The organism is Aerosakkonema sp. BLCC-F183, from assembly GCF_041929145.1.
GTDB lineage: Bacteria > Cyanobacteriota > Cyanobacteriia > Cyanobacteriales > Aerosakkonemataceae > Aerosakkonema.
Map to the genome: position 1 here is coordinate 60,253 of NZ_JBHFNU010000049.1, position 18,658 is coordinate 78,910.

At 44.3% G+C, this 18,658-nt stretch carries 16 protein-coding genes; 8 read left to right on the top strand and 8 right to left on the bottom strand.

The features are described from left to right. Nucleotides 1-207 precede the first annotated feature (207 nt). Genes ACE1CD_RS14560 through ACE1CD_RS14570 form a run of 3 tightly spaced genes read left to right on the top strand, consistent with a single transcriptional unit; the run spans nt 208 to nt 2,204 of the window. Nucleotides 208-414 (top strand): hypothetical protein, encoded by a 207-nt coding sequence (locus ACE1CD_RS14560; RefSeq protein ID WP_374825028.1) that lies wholly within the window; start codon nt 208-210, stop codon nt 412-414. Nucleotides 415-469: 55 nt separating this feature from the next. Further along, nucleotides 470-967, top strand: coding sequence for a GNAT family N-acetyltransferase (locus ACE1CD_RS14565; protein WP_374795469.1), 498 nt, complete (start codon nt 470-472; stop codon nt 965-967). 46 nt (nt 968-1,013) lie between these two features. After that, a complete protein-coding gene (locus ACE1CD_RS14570; protein ID WP_374795470.1) occupies nt 1,014-2,204 on the top strand; it encodes a sugar MFS transporter in 1,191 nt (396 codons plus the stop codon). Between the two features lie 2 nt (nt 2,205-2,206). Here the strand turns inward: ACE1CD_RS14570 and ACE1CD_RS14575 are convergent, their stop codons facing one another. From ACE1CD_RS14575 to ACE1CD_RS14585, 3 genes are all read right to left on the bottom strand, one after another. Then, a complete protein-coding gene (locus ACE1CD_RS14575) occupies nt 2,207-2,671 on the bottom strand; it encodes a hypothetical protein (RefSeq protein ID WP_374825031.1) in 465 nt (154 codons plus the stop codon). 272 nt (nt 2,672-2,943) lie between these two features. Next, a complete protein-coding gene (locus ACE1CD_RS14580) occupies nt 2,944-3,177 on the bottom strand; it encodes a zinc ribbon domain-containing protein (RefSeq protein ID WP_374825034.1) in 234 nt (77 codons plus the stop codon). An 8-nt stretch (nt 3,178-3,185) separates the two neighbouring features. Then, entirely contained in the window at nt 3,186-6,287 is a 3,102-nt protein-coding gene (locus ACE1CD_RS14585; RefSeq protein ID WP_374825037.1) for a PAS domain S-box protein, read from the bottom strand. Nucleotides 6,288-6,933: 646 nt separating this feature from the next. Between ACE1CD_RS14585 and ACE1CD_RS14590 the strand changes: the two genes are divergently transcribed. Continuing rightward, nucleotides 6,934-7,104, top strand: coding sequence for a hypothetical protein (locus ACE1CD_RS14590; RefSeq protein ID WP_374795473.1), 171 nt, complete (start codon nt 6,934-6,936; stop codon nt 7,102-7,104). Between the two features lie 308 nt (nt 7,105-7,412). Continuing rightward, nucleotides 7,413-8,633, top strand: coding sequence for an MFS transporter (locus tag ACE1CD_RS14595; protein ID WP_374795474.1), 1,221 nt, complete (start codon nt 7,413-7,415; stop codon nt 8,631-8,633). 79 nt (nt 8,634-8,712) lie between these two features. On the opposite strand, the gene ACE1CD_RS14600 is transcribed toward ACE1CD_RS14595, so the two are convergent. Beyond that, nucleotides 8,713-8,901 (bottom strand): hypothetical protein, encoded by a 189-nt coding sequence (locus tag ACE1CD_RS14600; RefSeq protein WP_374795475.1) that lies wholly within the window; start codon nt 8,899-8,901, stop codon nt 8,713-8,715. Nucleotides 8,902-9,286: 385 nt separating this feature from the next. Between ACE1CD_RS14600 and ACE1CD_RS14605 the strand changes: the two genes are divergently transcribed. Continuing rightward, complete coding sequence (locus ACE1CD_RS14605) at nt 9,287-11,581, top strand: FUSC family protein (RefSeq protein ID WP_374825039.1); 2,295 nt, start codon at nt 9,287-9,289, stop codon at nt 11,579-11,581. A 31-nt stretch (nt 11,582-11,612) separates the two neighbouring features. Here the strand turns inward: ACE1CD_RS14605 and ACE1CD_RS14610 are convergent, their stop codons facing one another. From ACE1CD_RS14610 to ACE1CD_RS14620, 3 genes are all read right to left on the bottom strand, one after another. Further along, complete coding sequence (locus ACE1CD_RS14610; RefSeq protein WP_374825041.1) at nt 11,613-14,159, bottom strand: alkaline phosphatase family protein; 2,547 nt, start codon at nt 14,157-14,159, stop codon at nt 11,613-11,615. A 406-nt stretch (nt 14,160-14,565) separates the two neighbouring features. Further along, the gene (locus tag ACE1CD_RS14615; RefSeq protein WP_374825043.1) at nt 14,566-15,474 is read right to left on the bottom strand and encodes a cation diffusion facilitator family transporter; all 909 of its coding nucleotides are present in this window, start codon (nt 15,472-15,474) and stop codon (nt 14,566-14,568) included. Nucleotides 15,475-15,525: 51 nt separating this feature from the next. Then, complete coding sequence (locus tag ACE1CD_RS14620; RefSeq protein ID WP_374795480.1) at nt 15,526-16,323, bottom strand: MFS transporter; 798 nt, start codon at nt 16,321-16,323, stop codon at nt 15,526-15,528. Between the two features lie 158 nt (nt 16,324-16,481). Here ACE1CD_RS14620 and ACE1CD_RS14625 point away from each other — a divergent pair, with 158 nt between their 5' ends. Further along, nucleotides 16,482-16,859 (top strand): hypothetical protein, encoded by a 378-nt coding sequence (locus ACE1CD_RS14625; protein ID WP_374795481.1) that lies wholly within the window; start codon nt 16,482-16,484, stop codon nt 16,857-16,859. 131 nt (nt 16,860-16,990) lie between these two features. On the opposite strand, the gene ACE1CD_RS14630 is transcribed toward ACE1CD_RS14625, so the two are convergent. Further along, the gene (locus ACE1CD_RS14630; protein WP_374795482.1) at nt 16,991-17,908 is read right to left on the bottom strand and encodes a LysR family transcriptional regulator; all 918 of its coding nucleotides are present in this window, start codon (nt 17,906-17,908) and stop codon (nt 16,991-16,993) included. Nucleotides 17,909-18,008: 100 nt separating this feature from the next. Between ACE1CD_RS14630 and ACE1CD_RS14635 the strand changes: the two genes are divergently transcribed. Then, a complete protein-coding gene (locus ACE1CD_RS14635; protein WP_374795483.1) occupies nt 18,009-18,656 on the top strand; it encodes an SDR family NAD(P)-dependent oxidoreductase in 648 nt (215 codons plus the stop codon). Nucleotides 18,657-18,658: the final 2 nt, after the last annotated feature.

The window sequence follows — 18,658 nt, forward strand, 5'->3', positions numbered from 1 at the left end:
CAATTTTTTATACTGCCTATTTTTTTCTAGAGTTTTACCCTATGCAACTAAATAAGAAAATTTTGCTTCTTATTTTAAATAAGATACTATAAAATTATGAAAGCAATATGAAATTTAACTAATACCGCAGAAAGGTTTGGCAGATAAAGCCCTCTTTAAATCCGTCAGGTTTGTCAAAATAAACCAAGCTTCTGAGGCCGAACAGCCGTGATAGTTACCTTTCCATTTAGCTGCTATATTAGCCCCATCAAAAGTCTAAGTGTTGCCACGACCCTAGAACAACAAGCAGAGCTGATTGAGCAAGTAATTTTGACTGAAGCTCAGAAAGATGCTATATTTAAACAGTTTTTTATTCAACAAGGTCAACAATTTGCTGACCTTATGCCGAATGGTGCGATCGCTCAATTTAGCTGAGTCAGAAAGTGCGATCGCTAAATAGCTCTGGCTGTTTGTATTTGTCAGATTATATATGGTTCAAATCGCGCTAGCCAAATCAGATGCCGAAATTGCACGTTGCTTCCCCATTATGCAACAACTACGCCCTCATCTAATTGAAACTGATTTCACTACTCGTGTCAGGCGGCAAGAACAACAAGGCTATTGTTTAGTATATCTGGAAGATGAGGAAAATATTAAAGCCGTCGCGGGATTTAGAATTTCTGAAAGTTTGTCTTGGGGAAAGTTTTTATACGTGGATGATTTAATCGTCTCCCTGGAACATCGTTCTCAAGGTTACGGTCAAGCACTATTGCAATGGGTGATTAACTATGCCAAATCCCACGATTGCCAACAATTACATCTTGATTCCGGCGTTCAGCGTTTCGCCGCTCATCGTTTTTATTTTCAACAAAAGTTAGAAATTAGAGCTTATCATTTTGCGATCGATATCAGATTTCTATTGGCAGCTGAACCGATGGGCGTTGCGCCCGAAGATCGCATTGTATATGAAGACAGCGATCTGGATTAAATGCGGCTCGACAGACTAGAATGCGATCGATTGATGAGAGAATGAGATGAAGCGTAAATCTCTTCCTGCTTGGATTGGTGTAGCTTTGGCGTTCTATGCCTTTATTGCGATCGCTATTGCCGAGAGCGGTTTGGGTGTTTTGCTACCTTCCATTCTGACTACGTACAATCTGACGACGGCGACAGTGACTATCTTGTTTTTCAGTCAAATCAGCGGTTATATTGTCGCCGCACTTACCAGTAGTATATTGACCGATCGCATTGGACTGGCGAGGACGATTTTGCTAGCCGCCGTGAGTGTCACCAGTGCCTTGTGCATCTATGCTACCACCGTTCATTGGTTCGTGATGGTGATGACGGGAACGCTATTGGGACTGGGAATTGGGCTAATCGATGCAGGCATTAACACCTTTATGGCACACGAGCAGCGCAATGCCCATCTGATGGGAATGCTTCATGCTTTCTATGGCATTGGCGCACTTTCTGGCCCTGCCATTGCTACTACTTTACTGACAATGGGAGTGAGTTGGCGATCGATATATTGGGTATTTGCCGCAATGGTAGGATTGTTAGCGATCGGTATGATGTGGGTGATTTTCCAGCGTTACTCGTTGATGAATTCATCGCCAGTCGCTTCTGGTGAAAGCGCTCAAACAAATCTGGGTCTGGCACTCAAAAAACCGACGGTGTTAGTCGCGGGTTTGTTGTTACTGGTATATGTCGGTACAGAAGTATCTTTGGGGAATTGGGCTTTTACAGTGCAAACCATGAGTCGCGGTACACCTGTTGCAGTAGCAGGATATAGCATCACGGCGTATTGGTTCGGACTAACAATAGGACGATTGAGTATGGGACAATTGATGAAGCAGGTTGGGGCAACTCGGCTGATTGATGGCTCTCTGGCTTTACTCACAGCAGGTTTGCTGATTTGGTGGCTGTTTCCCAATCAACTGTGGAGTTTACCGCTGATTGGGTTTGCGCTGGCAGCTATTTTCCCAACTACTATCTGGCTAATGCCGCGCCGAATTCCAGCTACACTTGTTCCAGCTGCGATCGGTTTTTTATCCAGTGTGGGCAGTATTGGCGCGGTGAGTATCCCAACGGCAGTGGGTTGGCTGGCTGACAAAATTAATCTGGAAGTTATTCCTATGCTGATGATACCGCTCTCCGTGGTGATGGTAATGCTCCATCGCTGGTTAGTCAAATATGCACCAGTGGAAGTTGATATTGCGGCTTGAATTTAGATGCGATCGCTATCAATATTAATTTGTTCGCTATCTACAGCAATAATCAGTTTATCTCCATATTTCAAGTCACTGATAAAGGGTGTAATAATCTCCAGAGTATCGGGAGTCTGAAAATGCTCTGGTTTAGTTTCAGGATGAGGATAATAGATTAAACCTGGCTGCGATCGCCCCTGATGCAGCCAAAGAAGACAATCGCAAAAGGAGAAGTCTTCTGCTGGCTCTGCTGACCATTTGACATTTCTGAATGTATATTTCGCTTGTTTAATTTCGTATGTATGTGGAGCAATAGAAATATTGATTGTTCCAGGAAAATAGTTACTTAAATCCAGACCCCGCTCCTGAAAAAAAGGTTTTTGCATTTCAATCGTGCCGTTGGGGAAACGAGGGTCTTTACCTTGGCCTGATGCAACACCATACCCTTTTTTGACCAAACCTTCGATCTTTACCCAATTTGCCATACTTTTAGTTAGTTTTTTAAGTAGCTTTCTACCATAAAACCATGCTCTGAGTTCAGAGCATGGTTTACTTTAATTATATTTGAGTAGATATAAGTGGTTTGCCATACAACTTAATCCTAGACTAGGACTTTTAAGTATACACCGGTGAAATTACTTGACATACTCCCGCCGCTAATTGCTAAGGCAATATAGCGGGGGATTCCCAAGAGTTCTTGGTTCGCAGTTCGTCGAGCCGACTTAGATCGAGAGCGTCTCCGTTCTGGAGCCAGAGGTCAGTTTCTAGAAAGCGCTTTCACCCTTTTGAGGTCAGATCCGGTATGTCCTACCGTACTGTTTAAGTATTCAGCTAACAGCTTAAAGCCTTTTGCTAAGATATTTTTTGCCGCATTGTGGTCGCGGTCTAAAACCGTGCCACACTTGCTACATCTGTGAGTTCTGGTGCTAAGGGTTTTCTTTACCTTCGCTCCACAACACGAACAATCAACAGTCGTGTTATGAGGAGGCACAGATATAACTATGACACCGTGAATCTTGGCAAAGTATCGAAGCCATTGCGTGATATGAGCGGGGTAGACTGGGCACAGAGAAGTCCAGCCTCGACATCAATTCGCATCGACCCGTCAGGGTCAACCCTTGCTGGCACATCAAAATCAACAAATGCTCTCTGACCGGTTGCCAAGGCAATGCCACAGGATGTATCGCAACTCATACTCAACCGATCTAACTGCTCGCTCAGCGCTGGGCTAATGCCCTGAGTGGCAAGCAACAACAGTTCTTGAGTTGCATAATTGAAGAATTGGAACGAGCCAGCATCCGCTTGTGTGAGCGCAATCGCAGCCGCTAAAATTTCGTCATAAAGCACCTGAATATCGGTTTCAGTGGTCAGTCGTGCGCTCAATTCACGCAACAATTGGGTATTTCTGAGGTCGGCGGCGATCGCGGCTTCAGTTTGTTTGCGATTGCTGATATCGTTGAAGAGAACTGCCACCTTGCGCTCTTGTGGCTCACCCATACGGAAGGCGTAAACATCGAAAAACCGCCCCAGTTCTTGAGCAGAGTTTTCAAATCGCTCTGGTACGCCCGTTAGCGCGATTTTACCGTAAATTTCAAACCAGTGTGCCTCGTGCTGCGGCAGTAATTCCCGCACTGTTTTTCCGATCGCGTCTACCAGTCCGGTGTGTTTCTCAAAGGCTGGATTGGCTTCCAGAAAGCGATAATCGAATGCTTTTCCACATTCATCAAACAGAACTTCGATCAGGCAAAAACCTTCGTCTATCGACTCAAAGAGCGATCGATATTTCGCTTCCGATTCGCGCAGGGCGGCTTCGGCACGGGCACGCTCGACGGCTGCCCAAGTGCGTTGAGCTACTTCTTCAGCTAGGGCAATCTCATCCGATGTCCAATTTCGGGGGCTGGAGGAATGGACTGCCAGTCCTGCCACAAACTTACCCTGTTTAACCAGTGGGACACCGATATAAGCTGCAATCTGGATGCCAGCGTAAGCCGATCGCTGAGCCGCAGATAAATTGCGATCGGTCGCAACATCAACAGATGTTGCGGTATGACCGCTACGATAAACTGCCAATAATGCTGCCCCAAAGGACTCAATCGGGTAGCCTCCTTGCAGAGACTCTACGCCGTTGACGTAATCTTGTTCCACGACATAATCTGCACCTCGCACCTCAAAGTACGTCACCCGATTGGCTCCCAGATGTTCGCCCAGCACCCGATTGGCTGTTGCCTGAATTTCGCTGGAGTCCGTCAACGGGCGTAGCGCATCGTTGAGTGTCACCAGGAACGCATCGCGATCGGCATTCCGACGAATGATTTCTTCGGCTCGTTTGATTTCTGAAAGATTGTAGAAGTAACAAACTACACCATAGCTGCCATCCGGCAGGGTGATGCGGTGGATTTGCCAATCGTAAGACTGAATTTCTTCAATATCCGCTCGGCGCTCAACCATCGGCGGCGAGTAGTAGGACTCACCAGTGGCAAGCGTGTGGCGGAAGCGATCGATCGCTTCGGTCGCAAATGGCTCTTGCCAGATGATCCGCAGAGCCTCGGCAAGATCTCGCCCAATCAACGGCTGAATGTTAAATGTAGCTACCGCAGTTTGGTTAGCCTGCTGGAAGCGAAAATCTGCATCAATCATGTATATCCCAAAAGGTGCATCCGCGACCAAAGCGGAGAACATCTCCTGATTTTGGCGCAAGGCAATCTCAACACGAGTTCGTTCCAGTTTCGTCCAGATGCGATTTGCCAATTCGCGCATTAACTCAATTTCATCGTCACGCCAGTTGTAAGGGGTTTGATGATAAATACCGAGCGTAAACTTCCATTCATCATCTCGAATCAAAGGAACGTTGATAAACGAACCAATTTTGAGTGCTGCAAATCGTTGTGAATCGGCGATGTGTGGATCGGTTGTGACATCTCGAACAATAATGGTTCGTCCAATTTTGGCAGTCTGAAAAAATTCTCCTGTGACAAATTCTGGTAAACAATAAATGCCAACTAAGCTGGGTACATCTTTCTGATGCCAACTGTGAGCAATCGCCGCTTCATCAGCGTTCTCATTAACTTCAATGAACGCACAATGGGACACAGGAAGATAACGGTGTAACTGTTCGCCGACTGTTTGAATAATGTCTTCGACACAGGTTGTCTCAGCCAGATTCTGGGTGACTATTGCGAGCAATTCAGCACTTAACTGAGCCTGTTTGCGTTCAGTAATATCCAGCACGATCGCTACCGCTGATTGCGGTTTCCCATCGCGATCGCAGATTACCGATACACTATTGTTAACCCAGACAATCGAGCCATTTTTCCGAATATAGCGTTTCTCAATCTCAAACGGCGTACCTTCGCTTCGCATCCGGTTAAACAGTTCGAGATTACGGGGTAGGTCTTCAGGATGGGTAATGTCCTGCATTCGTAGCTGCCTTAGTTCATCAGCTGAGTATCCGGTAATATCGCAATATTTCTGATTGACTAGCGTCAGTCTACCGTCGAGATCGGTACAGGCTACACCTGTCACGGCTTGATTAATAATGGCTTGATACCGCTCTTCTAACTCACGCGATTTCTGTTCTGCTTGTTTGCGTCGATCTTCAATCTGCCTGCGTTCAGTGATGTCGCGTGAGATGCACAACAGCCGTTCAACCTGCCCATCTGCTCCTCTCATAGGGCTGATTTTGCTATCCCACCACTTAGATTCGCCGCTTAGCGCCGGACAATATCCTTGAAACGTACAAACTTCGCCTGCTGCTGCCCTGGCGATCGCCTCAATTGCAGCCAGCCGATCGGCTCCTTGCCAAAATTCTATCCAGGATGTGTTGAGAAAGGACGTTATGTCTTGGATGCCCAGCAATACTTGCCCTCTCCGACTCATAAACAGGATCTGTCCCTCTAAATCCAACACTTTGATGCAGTCATCACTACTATCGAGGATTTGCAGCGCCTGGATCTTCAGAGCTAAATCAGGCTGTCGAACTGAAGAATCTGGAGAATCTGCTACTTCTGCTGTTGCTGGGTCATGGGCTTGGGCAATGCTCTGAGGAATATTTTGAGATGAACTATTGTCTGAGGAAATAGAGCGACGGAGATGATGGGTCATGAGTCTCCATCCTCACTCTGAAAAATACTTAACCAGCAAATCTTTGCCAGCCTGTGTCGCGTTTCCTGCATAAGATCTGCTAACTGAGGATGGTCAATTGCAGGCATCATGGTACAATAACGGCATTCTCACTAGGTATACCACATGGTATGATGAGCGTCCGTCCGTCGTCAGGCATAAAGATTGTGTCGGAGTTTACTAAACCTATAGCAATTCAGGCTCCCAATAATTAACAATTACAACACCACACTCTTCTAAACCAGAAACATTACGAATGGCAAGAGTAGCTTGGAGAGTGGAACAAATACTCGGTATTTGAGCATCAGCTTCAGATATTGGTTTACCTATTCATCTTCTTTCGGCAGCAATTCTAGAGCGCCAGTCCAGTAGAATAAATTGACGAAACGAATAAAATATGTATTGTGTAGACACTAAGTACGGAAGAGCGACGCATCTACTCAACCATGTAGCTCAGACCTCCTAAATTGGCAATACCCAGCTTTTGTGTGTCCGTAGGAAGATGTTGCGAACTTTTCCTTGCATTTGAATTGGCTCAAGTGCCATATGTACTTAAGCAATCGCTGGCTTTTCAAGGAGAAAAGATGTCAGAAAGTGCGTCAAACTCACAAATGCTATACCGAACTCAATGAATGACCAACAGGTGCAATCGCTGTTAGCAAAAACGGCTTCATCGGCATCAAGCGGCTCTTTTGAGCCGTTCAAAACTTCATCAATTTACGACGGTACTGCCCAGAATCCAGATTGGCTAGGAGAGGAACCACAGCGCATTCAACAATTGATGTCAGCGCGACCATAATAGAGCGATCGGCATCTTTAATTAGGGTATCCTAAGCAGCTTATTTAGTTAGGATACTTGGTCGAGCTTGTAGTTGTTCAAGAACTATCAAGCTTAATTTATTATCATTCGGTCATATAGCATTCGTAGAAAATACACGCTTATGAAAAACCTGCTACAAGAAAAATTTTCCCTAGCCGCAAATTTAACTGGCTAGATCGCAATGCCATTAGGAGCAATTGGGTATTTAGATAATTAAGGAAATCAAATTCAAAAATGGGATAACATAAGCAAGAGCGAGGATTTTTTAATAAACCTTGTAAAAACCTGTGCTGAGAACCCTAAAAGAAAAGTTCGATTTACCCCTGAAGTTTTGGATTATAGCGCTGATTGCCTTCATCAACGCCGTCAGCTTCACAATTATCATACCCATTCTGTATCCATACGCCAAACAATTTGGACTGAGTGACTTTCAAGCCAGTTTGCTGACCACCAGTTATGCCCTATCTCAATTTTTGGCCACACCCGTTCTGGGACGCTTTTCTGATTTCTTGGGACGCAAACCCCTTTTGGTTATCAGCCTTTTGGGAACCGTGCTGGCTTCACTGCTGGCGGCGTTTACACCAGTAGCTTGGTTGCTGTTTGCCGCTCGCATTCTAGATGGTTTGACGGGAGGGAACACTTCTGTTGCCGCTGCGGTAATCGCCGATACCACCTCACCATCAATGAGACCGAAAGCCTTTGGATTATTCGATGCCGCCTTTCGGCTGGGATTCATTACTGGGCCTACTATCAGCTATTTGGCTCAAAAGCTACCCACTTTTTGGGGAGTGTCTGCGTTGGGAATGAGCTTTTTCGTTGCAGCTATAGCAGCTCTTGTAGCGGTTGCCCTGACTTGGTTCCTGCTACCAGAAACTTTACCACAACGAGAGGAACTGCATTTGAGTTGGCAGATGTTCGGTTTTGGTAGGATACTTCAGTCGGCTAGACATCCCAGGCTCGGCCCTTGTTTTATACTGACGTTTTTAAGTGGATTTACATTTACGATTTTCACTTTTGCATTTCAACCCTTTTTCTTAAAAGTGCTGCATCAAGATGCTCAAACTTTGGCGCTGGTGTTTGCTTTGATTGGTGTTATGGGTATCCTCACGCAGATTTTGGCAGTGGAAACTCTTACTAAACGATTTAATTTAGCGAATATTTTGGCGGTAGCGCTGGCAACGCGAGCCGCTATCTTTTTACTGATACCCACTTGGCCAATGTTACCTGCTTTCCTGGCTTTAGCCTGTTTATTGGGAATCTGTAATTCTTTCCCGCAGCCATTAATTAATGCTATTTTATCAACCAATAGTACCAATCGAGAACAGGGAGCAATTCAAGGGATTAATTCATCTTACTTGAGTATGTCTAATGCTCTAGGGCCGGCGGTAGCTGGTTTGTTAGTTACCATTAACTACAGTATGCCTTTGTGGATAACTGGTGTTCTGACGCTGTTAACTGCTTGGTTTGCACTCAGCCTAAAATCCCTCGTAAATTCTCAGAAAAACTAACGGAAATCAACCTATAACCTCTCCACAAAAGAAACCAGAGATAATACTATTTTGGGGACTCATATCAAATCCGGGTTATTTACCCCCTACTGAATTCTTGACGATAGCTGATTCCTTGAATAATGAGCAGTAAGCCTCCCAACCCTACTAAAAGTAGATTGAAAGGGGCAGCTTCTGGTATAGTTTGAACCACGACGATCGTGAAGGTTGGTTGACTGTACAGCCAGAAATTGCCAGCCATAATTGGAGTTGCCAAGGTTCTATTCATTTAATTAATTGGTATGTTAGTTTAGTACCTCAAGAGTACTCTGCTGATGACAAGTTACCTTTTGCTTATTTATTAGCATTGGCTGATCGGCTGAATGCAGAAAATGTGACTAATGCAAATATACCATTAAAACCTTAAGTAAATTTTTGCGTTAGCCTAAATTGGAAAGCCAAATTGTTCTAATTCTACACCAAGATAGAGGAAAAATAAACTTTGCCTAATACTGTTGATGGTGACGTGATTTCGGATACAACAAAAATAAAGTTGCACGGTTCACGGAGATTGTAGATACTAGCTCTATGTTCGTGCGTTTGCTCGATCGCTATCGGGCAGAGAAAGAGCTTCCAATTGGCAGATAAAAAATAGCAGCTAGTGGGATGAACAGATGTCTTCTCAACCTCAACAACCGCTTTCTTGGCTGTGGCAGCAATTTCAACTTAAACCGGGTAAGCCGGATATTGCGGCGAGTTTGCAGACCCTTGTATTAGTTTTGGTTCCCATTGGGATAGGAGCGATTTTGGGTCATCCAGCTGCTAGCGCGATCGCAGTTATGGGAGCGTGGATGGTCGGACTGGTAAACGTGGAGGGAGTTTATCGCCAAAGGGCAACGGCTAAGATTACAGCTGCGATCGCTATTACAGCCATGCTGTTGCTCGCCAATCTAGTTCATGGCATCCTTTGGCTATCGGCTCTAACGACTTTTGGAGTGATGTTTATTGCAGGCTTTGCCAGTCTATACGGTCAAGCAGCGGCATCCATCAGCCTGGGTGTCTCGATTATGTTTATCGTTGCATTGGCAAAATTTGCTACATTTGCTAATTTGTCTGCGGTGCTTGAGCAATGTGCGCTGTGTTTGGCAGGTGGAATATGGGCGATTGTGGTTTCGCTGGGATTGTGGGTACTGCGTCCTTACGCCCCTGTGCTCGAATCGGTTGCCAATTGTTATCAGGCATTAAGTCAATTAGTTATATTGACAGGTGAAAGAGCAGCCAATCCAGAGGATCTCCAAGAATGGACAAACCGCTTCTTGCCAGCCCAGGATAATTTTACTCAGGCTTTAACCGGAGCCCGTAGCGTCTGGTCGGCTGTGTGGACTTCTCAAAGAACGGCTAATGTGCGGGGAAACCAACTACTCGTTTTAATCGAGGATACACCCCAAATTGCTTCTGCAATTGTGGCGTTAGTCGAACAATTGTCGATTTCATCAAATCATCTGCTATTTCAGCAGTCACAGCCAGAAATTCAGCAAGCGATCGAACAGTTGGCTGGTGCATTGCAACAAATGTCAAAGGCGATCCCAAAAGCAAACGTTTCTGTTCATCTCGAAGATCTAAATCGAGCGATCGAAGCCCTGGAATATCGGCGGCAAACGATACGCGATCGATTGCATAATCAAACCGTTGCCGTTCAACCGGAAGAATATACAGAATTAATTAGCCTGGGCAAGATTGACGCTATTCTCAAACGGCTGACAGAACAAGTTTATGCAGATGCAAAGCTGATTGCATCTTTGCAAAAAGGAGACGCTCGAAGCATTGTTCGTCCAGTAAATACCCGTCCAAGACTACCAGCACTTTCTTCAATTGTTGAACCATTAAGAGATAATCTCACGTTTGATTCTGTGTTGTGTCGTCACGCGCTGCGACTGGCAATAATTGCCACGAGCGCAGAACTAATTGCCTCTATATTGCACATTTCCACAGGCTATTGGATTACTCTAACCGCTGTAGTTGCTTTGAAGCCCAACTATGGCGGTACTTCTCAAAGTACCCTACAGCGGGTGTTGGGTACGATTATTGGAGGCATTATCGGGATTGCGATCGTCATGCTCATTCACAATTCATGGGTGATAACGGGCTGTCTTCTGCTGCTCATTTTCACGGCAGTGGCAGTGCAATCCCTGAGCTATAGCTTGTTCGTTACACTACTCACCCCAGCAATTATTTTACTGCTGAACGTGACGAGTAACGGTGGTTGGCAAATTGGAGTGATGCGAATTGTTGATAGTTTGGCTGGAGGTTTATTAGCACTACTTGGCAGTTATTTGTTGTTTCCTCGATGGGAAAGGCAGCAACTTCCTGCCCAATTAGAAAAGACAATTAGAGCCAATATTGCTTACTTTGAGCGAGTGATGGCTGATTATATCGACTCCAACCAAGACTCAATTGCCAAAGAGCGCAGTCAGACTGCGCTGGAGAATGCCAACGCCGCCGCCGCCGCACAACGCTTGTTCAGCGAACCTCGTCATATCCAAGGAGACGTTGAACCGATCGCAACCTTAATACTGTATCTGCGTGCGTTTTTCAATTCGATCGTGACTCTGGCAGAACATCGTCGGGAATTGAATGCAGAGTACCAATGTCAAGAGTTGAAGCAATTCGCCAATACTATTGTTGGGGTGATGGAGAATTTAGCTGATGCGCTGCAACAGCAACAGCCACTCAGACCCTTACCGGATCTCGATTCTTATCTCGCAGCGATTCGCGATCGCGTCGAAGAACTTCATTCCCAGCGTGCATCAGAGTTGGCGTCCGCTCTAAGCAAAGCAACACCTACACTGCAAGCGATTCGAGAAGGCACTCCCATTTTCACGCAACTCGATCGGATTGCTTGGGAAGTTGCCAGCCTTCATAGTGCGATCGTTCGGCTGCAAGAATTCAGAGTACAACATCATTTCTAATAACTAACTAGCAACATACGTTAATTAGAGTTTAAAATCTGGCGTATCGCTGCTTATCTTCCGCTGTCAAATAGGTGGAAGGTGCAGTGGGAATAAAGGCAGAGTTATTAGGTGTATCGCTAAATATGCCAAACATCGGTACTGCCAGCGCATCATTCATATTGAGAGGGTCTAATCCTAAGATTACTTCAATAGTACGTAGCAAACTGAGCTGGTCGTAGCGATCGCTCACCACCATTCCTCGTTTAAGATAAGGACTAGCTGCTAAAGCCACCGTTCGCGTTGCATCCACATGGTCTGGCCCATTTTGGGCATCATCTTCCACCACCAAAATCAAGCTATCTTTCCAAATCGGACTTTGAGAAATCGTCTCCACAATCTTGCCCAAAGCCGCATCATTTTGCGCTACTAATTGATAAGGATTGGGATAATCGGGATTTTCTCCAGCCGTATGGTCGTTAGGTAACCAAATATAGCTAAGTTGCGCCACTTTTCCAGATTGTAGCTGTTTCTCAAAATCAGTTTTCCAATCTTCAAACCGCTGCAAATCGGAATAACTTAAATCGTAGTAATGGTAATTCAGCGGATAGTGATAGAGGAATTTGGCAAACTTTTGCCGAAAAGCACGATTTTGCTGCCATGCTTTCGCCAGACTATCATCACCTACGAAAACTTTCGAGAGGAAATTGGCAAATTGAGGATTTTCTAGCAAGCGTAACGCATCTTCAGGAGTATCCGCTTTCCCATAATTAGCTTTGAAAACTTCACTTGCCGCTTTACCTCGGTCTGTTTGGGCAGCCAAAGCCATACTTTGAGTGTAGAACTTCTTTGCTAGTTGGCTATCTGCGCCATAAGATTCGACAATAAGTTGGTAAGACCGGGTGAAAATGTAGTACGGTTCTCCATAAATACGATAATCTATATTTTTCGCTTCCAAAGCATTCCAAAGATAAGCCGGAGAAAAAGTAGCTGGCACAATCCCAAATGGATAATCATTGTAGCGATTAGCATATCTCATATTCCCCAGCCATTCTAAAAACGGGCTGGCATAACCGCTAGTGGTAAAACTATGGCCTAAAACGCTAATTTCGCCATTCACATAAAAGTTATCCAAAGTAACGAAATCTTCAGCTAATTTGTGATGATTGGGAGTGATATCGCGCCCGAAAAGAGTGAGAGAAGGATCGCCATTACCCCTGCCCAAATCGCCTAATATTTGGTCGTAAGTACGATTTTCTTTGACGATGTAGAAGATATGTTTGATGGGCAATTTCATCCCTTCTTTCGGACTGTAAATCGGAGAACCTTCTTCTACTTGCTGGCGGTATTTAGGTAGGTTGGCTGATATTAATTTTTGCGGCAAAATAGAAACAGTACCTTTAAGCAAAGATAGCACGTATTGGTTGCCGCCTTTATTACTAACAGCTTGTGGCCCTTGTGGGTTGGGACGACGAGGAAAGATACCCTTTGCACTTAACACCAACATCTTTCCTCGATCGAACAATACTTTGGTAGGATACCAACCAGTAGGCACAAATCCTTGTAATTGTTTAGTATTTTTATCGAAAATAGCAACAGCGTTTATTTCTGCTTGAGTAACGTACAGTTTATTGCCATCTACAGCGCAGGAAGTAGGAGAACTGCCAAAGCGAAAACCTTGGTGACGGACGTCAATTGTGCCAACTACCGCATCTTTTTTTGTATCTATTACGGAGATATTATCGGAAGTGGTATTTACCACTAATAATTGTTGCCCGTTAGTACAGAAACTTTGGGGAGTTCTGCCAACAGTAATAGTTTTTCTCAATCGCAATTGTCGATCGTAAACGAGAACTTTGTTTTCTCCCAAAAGGGCGAGATAAAGCTTGCCATTTTGGTATTGCACTGCATAAGGGAAATATCCTACAGTTATTTCTCTTTCTACGACACCAGTTTGAGTATTAAGAATAGTTAGCTTACCCTTAACATAAGCTTTTTGTTTGTTTTCTGCTACCATATAAGCGACGGCAATATGTTTGACATCTACTGGCGCAATTCCCGCCGCGTAACCTTTTACCGGATATTGGCGTACCGGATTAAATTGTTTGTTAATGCGATATATTTTTTGGTCAAAACCACCACTAATGTAGAGGTCGCCATCTAACCCTTGTTTGGCGCTGGGGAAAAGAGATTTGAATGGCAAAGTCTTGATGACTTTGTTACTATTAGTATCGACAATTGAGACTTCTTGGGGGTCTTGCCCGTACCAACCAGTATTGAGAACTACTAACTTCCCTGCATAAGGAACTGCCTCATAAGGAAATCTTCCCACTTGTAATTGAGTACCAGCAGGCGTAATTTTCCAACCATTAGGTAAACGGATTTCTCCCGCTTGTGGTATAGCTTGTTTAACAGTACCGGGATAGGGAGTTTTTTTAGCAAATTCCCACAATTCCCGGTTTAAATCTTCTTCTTCACCGGGTCGATCGGGCGCTAATTCTCGGCTAGCTTGTTTCGGTCGTTGTAACTGTACGATCGCACATAATGCTATAATTGTAGCGATACTAATTCCGGCTAAAGCAATCCATTTGCGTTTCATAATATTTTCCAAAACTAACTATTTTGAAATACCTAAATTATTGTCGCTGCTTAAAATGTGATTAAGAATTTTTTTAATAAAAATTTATCAAGAAACTAATTGCCTTAATTATATTGATGACTTTGGCTTATACCAGTTCGATTATGTCTGGGGAAAAAATCAAAAATAAGGGATTAGTTAAATATGTTGGCCGCCTCAAAGAAAAACGGAGGACACAGCGCCGTCATAGCAGCTTTTATATTGGTATACACGCTTATGTTTGGGTGGAACTCTGATTTTATTGGCTGAACAAACTGCTCAATTGATGTCATTAAGCCCACATAAACGGCCTAATTACCAGCGAGGTCATAGAGCTAAAATGCTTATCCTATCTACCTTTGAGCCATAGTTGTCGCCCCGTCAGGTGTTATTGAATGAATCGATCCAACTGTCGATCTTCCCAAGATGTTGGGTCTTCCAAAGGCTCTAAATGAGTGAAGATATAAGTTCCAGGGAGCGCTCGCACAATTGCCAGTTCGATTTCCTCACAGAGATCGTGTCCCTGCTTGACTGTCCAGGCTCCAGGAACTAACACGTGCAAGGAGACAAAGCGACGTGACCCTGCTACCCTGGTTCTCAAAGCATGAAACTGAACGCCCTGAGAATCGTAACGGGTCAAAATATCCGCGATCGCTTGGCGTTCTGGAAGTGGCATCGCGGTATCCAGTAGCCCCAAAGCTGTCTCACGTAACAATCTCACTCCAGTCCAGACAATATTAACAGCCACAATCAACGCAATCATGGGGTCGAGAATCAACCAATGCGTAATTGGCACCAGAATTAATCCCACTATCACCCCTACCGAAGTCCAAACATCGGTCAGGAGATGATGGGCATCTGCCCTCAATGTGATAGAACGCAAACGCCTACCCGCTCTTAGCATTGCCAAGGCTAGGATACCATTGACAGCAGTAGCAACCAACGATAACCCTAATCCAATGCTCAATTGCTCTAGGGGCTGTGGATGTAGCAACCGTTCCCAAGCGGCAGCAGCAATGCTTGCTGCTGCTACCAGAATCAAGGCACCTTCTACTCCACTAGAAAAATATTCAGCTTTGTAATGCCCGAAAGAATGTTCTTCATCGGGCGGCTTAGCGGCATAGGTCACAGCCCAGGTTGCGACCACTGCTGCCACCAAGTTCACGACAGACTCAGCGGCATCTGACAGTAGACCAACCGAGCCAGTCAGAAAGTAGGCTCCTGCTTTGAGCCCGATCGTCAGCAGTGCAGCCCCGATGGAAAGAATCGTATAGAATCGAGCAGACTTGCTTTTCATAATCTTTTAAGAATCACCGCAATGACGGGATATATGAATCTAAATTAAATATCAAATTCCCAACTTAGTTTGTTGCTGCAAGGAGAGAAGAGCAATTCCTGCCACTGCAAAACCACTGCCAACCAGGAATGCTGATTCTGGACTCACGGTTTGCCATAACCATCCTGCCAAAAAACTTGCAGGTAAAGCGATCGCCAATCCCCAATAGGCGGTGCCCAGACTTTTCAAGGCTTGAAAATTGAGTGGATTTGGACGGGTCAAAGTATGGTAAGGCTGTCGAGGCTCACGTATCCCTACAGCAAGACATAACACAGCTAAGATTCCAGGAACTAATGCGACGGTAAAGATGAACCGAAAACTTTGCCCTGCACTCAGAAATCCAAATGCCAATAAAGGGCCTAAAAAAGCACCGATCGTATCGAGAGATTGGCGTAAACCGTAGGCAGCACCTCGATTAGAAGCATCGGTTGAATCCGCAACCAGGGCATCTCTAGGCGCAACCCGAATCCCCTTACCAATGCGATCGCCTACCCGCGCTAACAACACCCACAATGGGCTACTGGCAACGACAAATAGTGGTTTTACTGCGGTAGAAAGCCCGTAGCCAAAGACAGCTAATCCTTTGCGCCGTTGCCAATGGTCACTAATCGCTCCCGAAAATATTTTGAGAATTGATGCAGTTGCTTCTGCTATCCCTTCAATTAAGCCAATCAAGGCAACGTCTGCACTAAGAGTTGAAACCAAGAATAACGGCAGCACCGCATGGATCGTTTCACTACTGATATCGTTGAACAAGCTGGTGAAACCTAAGATCCAAACGTTTCGGGGAATTTTTATCTGTGCTGACATAATGACTGAATACAAAGGGTGCTTTGAGCAGGCAGTCTTGTGTAAGGGTTGGTAACAGTAAAGCATAAACCTCATAAGATATACTAAATCATAACAAAATCTTCTAATACTATGTTATAGTAATTGTCTTACCTGATAACGTTCATAATTCCGTTAACATGAATCCACAGGAGCGCTCGAATACTCCTAGTCTTCACAACCGCCAAAGGTTGAAATGTCATTATTTTTTGTCGTATAGCGGGTTGGCGTTAGCGAGTTTTTATCTAGTTGTAGCGATTAATGTGGCCATTCAAGAACAACATAATTTTCGGACTGGCTGCATCATCAGTTGTTTTAATGGATTGCTAACAATTGCTCTGGTTTCCCCTGCTTTTTTATTGGCAGATTTACTAGGGATAGCGGTGAAAGAATTTGATGTGCGGAATTGGTTTCAAGTGGCACCATATATAGGTTTTACAGCATTATTAGTGTATTTAATAGGAACTGGTTTAGAGAAATTAGGATGCTATCTGATAAATCGTCTTAGACGTTCGTAATAAGTACAATTCGTTAATTAAAACACTTTGTTTGATGGATAGTAATAATTGTCAAACGCTCCGAGATACTTCAATGCCAATTTAGTTAAGCATCCATTTAACAAGTGGAAAACTTAAATAAAATTATCAAATTAAATAGTTTGACAAACAGTTTCGATCATTTGTCTTAACCAAGAATTAGCAATGTCTTTATCGACTAGCTTACTCCACAGTAATGAAACAGTCCAAGGCTCTATTTCTAAGGGGATTTCAAACATCTTTAAAGGACATAAAGAGATAAAAGTTTTAGCTAAACGAGAAGGAATTGCTGCAATTAGATCGCTTTTTGATACAATCTCTGGTATTGCTAAAGCATGGGAAATTGTCAATGCCACGCGCCTTTGGAGATGGTAACGAGCTAATAACTTATCGATTTCTCCCGTTGCATCCCGTCGCATTGTGAACAACGCATGAGGCAAACTGGCAAAGGTTTCTCTTGACATAGAGCCATCTATTAATGCCGGATGTCCTTGGCGGGCAATTCCGATGAATCGCTCTTGAAACAAAGGTTTGAGTAATGTTTGCTGAGGTGGATTGGGAAACACTCCTAACGCTACATCAAGAATCCCCTGCTCTAACATTTCTTTAACATTATCTTTTTCAAATCCCATCAGTCGCAAGTTAATTCCTGGGGCTGTTTGTTGACAAATTTCCCATAGCTTTGGTACCACTACATAGCTCACGGAGTCCGAACTGCCGATCGCAAAACTGCGTTGAGAAGAAACCGGGTTAAAACCGAGATTAAATTCGATAGTTTGGCGAATTTGTTGCAATGCTGTCAAAATACCGGGAGCCAGAGCCTTACATTTGCTCGTTGGTTCCATTTTCGCACCAATGCGGATAAATAGCTCATCCTCAAATAGCGATCGCAACCTTCCCAGCGCTGCACTCATAGCAGGTTGTCCCAAGTATAACCTTTGGGCGGCAGCTGTGACGCTGCGTTCCTCAAACAAAGCCTCGAACGCCACCAGTAAATTTAGGTCGATCGTCCCTAAGTTTATTGATTTCATTGATAGTGAGTATAGTTATAATCGATTTGATTAATTCATTCTAGCCTGTTACATTGCCAGTAATAGCAACTTCGTTCCTTAGTTTGAGGCTGGTAACGGCATGAAAAAATTGCTGGCAATTGTCGGTATGGGTGAGGGGAATGGACTGGCAATAGCACGTCGCTTTGCTAAAGAAGGCTATGCGATCGCCATGCTAGCTCGCAATGAAACTAAATTAAACGAATTTAAAAACAGCTTGCAAACAGAAGGGTATGAAGCACATTATTTCACTGCCGATGCGGGTAACGAGGATTCGTTAAAATCTGCTTTTGCCTCCGTGAAAAATATAGGAAATCCAGAAGTTCTTATTTACAATGCAGCCGTGCCAAAAATGGTAAATGTTCTGAATGAAACTTTTGAGAGTTTAATCAATGATTTCCAAGTAAACGTAGCAGGAGCATTAGTTGCCGTACAGTCAGTTTTACCCGGAATGCGACAGCAAGGAAAAGGAACTATTCTCCTGACGGGGGGCGGATTCGCTTTATATCCCAGTCCAGATTTTGCCTCCCTATCTATTGGGAAAGCAGGTATTCGCAATTTAGCCAAAATATTAAGCGATGCCTTGAAAAACGAAGGCATTCGAGTGGGGACAATTACTATTTGCGGTGTAGTTAACCCAAGCGATCCTAAATACAACCCAGAAAGCATTGCAGAAAACTACTGGGAATTTCACACTACTCCTGAATCATCAGCAGAAATTGTCTATTAAAT

Excerpts from the sequence above, each read along its gene's own strand:
- ACE1CD_RS14565 (WP_374795469.1), top strand. The coding sequence starts at position 470 with ATGGTTCAAATCGCGCTAGCCAAATCAGATGCCGAAATTGCACGTTGC.
- ACE1CD_RS14615 (WP_374825043.1), bottom strand. The coding sequence starts at position 15,474 with ATGAAAAGCAAGTCTGCTCGATTCTATACGATTCTTTCCATCGGGGCT.
- ACE1CD_RS14610 (WP_374825041.1), bottom strand. The coding sequence starts at position 14,159 with ATGAAACGCAAATGGATTGCTTTAGCCGGAATTAGTATCGCTACAATT.
- ACE1CD_RS14585 (WP_374825037.1), bottom strand. The coding sequence starts at position 6,287 with ATGACCCATCATCTCCGTCGCTCTATTTCCTCAGACAATAGTTCATCT.
- ACE1CD_RS14630 (WP_374795482.1), bottom strand. The coding sequence starts at position 17,908 with ATGAAATCAATAAACTTAGGGACGATCGACCTAAATTTACTGGTGGCG.
- ACE1CD_RS14590 (WP_374795473.1), top strand. The coding sequence starts at position 6,934 with ATGAATGACCAACAGGTGCAATCGCTGTTAGCAAAAACGGCTTCATCG.
- ACE1CD_RS14605 (WP_374825039.1), top strand. The coding sequence starts at position 9,287 with ATGTCTTCTCAACCTCAACAACCGCTTTCTTGGCTGTGGCAGCAATTT.
- ACE1CD_RS14600 (WP_374795475.1), bottom strand. The coding sequence starts at position 8,901 with ATGAATAGAACCTTGGCAACTCCAATTATGGCTGGCAATTTCTGGCTG.
- ACE1CD_RS14575 (WP_374825031.1), bottom strand. The coding sequence starts at position 2,671 with ATGGCAAATTGGGTAAAGATCGAAGGTTTGGTCAAAAAAGGGTATGGT.
- ACE1CD_RS14635 (WP_374795483.1), top strand. The coding sequence starts at position 18,009 with ATGAAAAAATTGCTGGCAATTGTCGGTATGGGTGAGGGGAATGGACTG.
- ACE1CD_RS14625 (WP_374795481.1), top strand. The coding sequence starts at position 16,482 with ATGAATCCACAGGAGCGCTCGAATACTCCTAGTCTTCACAACCGCCAA.
- ACE1CD_RS14570 (WP_374795470.1), top strand. The coding sequence starts at position 1,014 with ATGAAGCGTAAATCTCTTCCTGCTTGGATTGGTGTAGCTTTGGCGTTC.
- ACE1CD_RS14620 (WP_374795480.1), bottom strand. The coding sequence starts at position 16,323 with ATGTCAGCACAGATAAAAATTCCCCGAAACGTTTGGATCTTAGGTTTC.